The organism is Streptomyces sp. NPDC051555, assembly GCF_044454405.1.
Lineage (GTDB): Bacteria > Actinomycetota > Actinomycetes > Streptomycetales > Streptomycetaceae > Streptomyces.
Genome location: NZ_JBITDP010000120.1, coordinates 1 through 1,327, shown reverse-complemented (window position 1 = coordinate 1,327; position 1,327 = coordinate 1). Strand labels below are relative to the sequence as shown.

At 66.6% G+C, this 1,327-nt stretch carries 2 protein-coding genes; both read left to right on the top strand.

Annotation, left to right across the window (positions count from 1 at the left end):
• The first annotated feature begins 69 nt into the window (after positions 1-69).
• Entirely contained in the window at positions 70-378 is a 309-nt protein-coding gene (locus ACIBEA_RS44615; protein WP_399270321.1) for a transposase, read from the top strand.
• The gene (locus tag ACIBEA_RS44610) at positions 375-1,295 is read left to right on the top strand and encodes an IS3 family transposase (protein WP_399270319.1); all 921 of its coding nucleotides are present in this window, start codon (positions 375-377) and stop codon (positions 1,293-1,295) included. The genes ACIBEA_RS44615 and ACIBEA_RS44610 overlap by 4 nt, the downstream gene beginning before the upstream one ends.
• Positions 1,296-1,327: the final 32 nt, after the last annotated feature.

Below are 1,327 nucleotides of genomic sequence, written 5' to 3'. Positions count from 1 at the left end.
TGAGGTTCCCCCGGGATGCGGAGAGTGTTGACATCGGGTCAGATGGGACTCATGAGAGGACCAGTGGCCATGGCTGCACCCCGGAAGTACTCGCTCGAGTTGCGTGAGCGTGCGGTGCGGATGTATCGCACCGCGGAGCCGAAGCCCCAGATCAAGAAGCTGGCCGTCGGCCTCGGCGTGCATCCCGAGGCCTTGCGTGGCTGGATCCGCCAGGCCGAGGCGGACGCCGGCGAACGCGATGACCGGCTCACCACCGACGAACGCGCCGAGCTCGCGGCCCTGCGCAAGGAGAATGTCCAGCTCAAGCGGGCCAACGACGTGCTGCGGACGGCCTCAGCGTTTTTCGCGGCGCAACTCGACCCGACCCGGCCCAGGTGACGGCGCTCGTTGACGAGCACCCGCGCCTGGGAGTCGAGTGCGTACTTCGGGAACTGCACATCCCCTCCTCCACCTACTACCGCTGGCGCCGTGCGGAGACCGAGCCGTGCGAGCGAAGGCGCCGTGACGTCGAGCTGACCGAGAGGATCAAGGAGATCCACGCGGATTCCGGCGGCAACTACGGCTCGCCGCGGGTACACGCCGTCCTCAAGCGTGAGGGCGTCCACGTGGGCCGCAAGCGGGTCGAGCGACTGATGCGCGATGCCGATATCGCGGGGGTGAGCCCACGCCGCAAGGGCTTCACGCGCCGGGACCCGAAGGCCACCCTGGCCCCGGACCTGGTCAACAGGGACTTCACCGCATCGGCTCCGAACCGGTTGTGGGTCACCGACCTCACCATGATCTCCACCGGTGAGGGGCCTCTGTGGCTCTCAGCGATCCGCGACGCCTTCTCCCGCAGAGTGGTCGCCTGGGAGACTTCCGCCCGCGCGGACGCCGACCTGGTGCTGACCACCCTGGAGTACGCCCTCGCGTCCCGCGAGGTCGAGCCCGGCCAGCTGATTCATCACGCGGACCACGGCTGTCAATACACGTCGATCAAGCTCACAACCCGGCTAATGCGAGCTGGAGTCGAGGCGTCCATGGGCTCGGTCGGCGACTCGTACGATAACGCTCTCGCGGAGAACCTCTGGATGCTCATCAAAACCGAGGGCCTCCGTGGCCGGACCTTCACCACCCGGGCTGAGGCGAACCTCGCGCTCTTCGAGTACATCGATGGCTTCTACAACTCCCGTCGCATCCAGGAACGGCTCGGCTTCCTCAGCCCGATCGAGTACGAGGAGAAGCACTACTACGCCGACCAGGCGACGGCCGAACCAACGAACCTGAACACCCGCCAACCCCTCCTGACCAGCTGATCAGCAACTCCCGAACAACGGGGGAACCTCAG

Excerpts from the sequence above, each read along its gene's own strand:
- ACIBEA_RS44615 (WP_399270321.1), top strand. The coding sequence starts at position 70 with ATGGCTGCACCCCGGAAGTACTCGCTCGAGTTGCGTGAGCGTGCGGTG.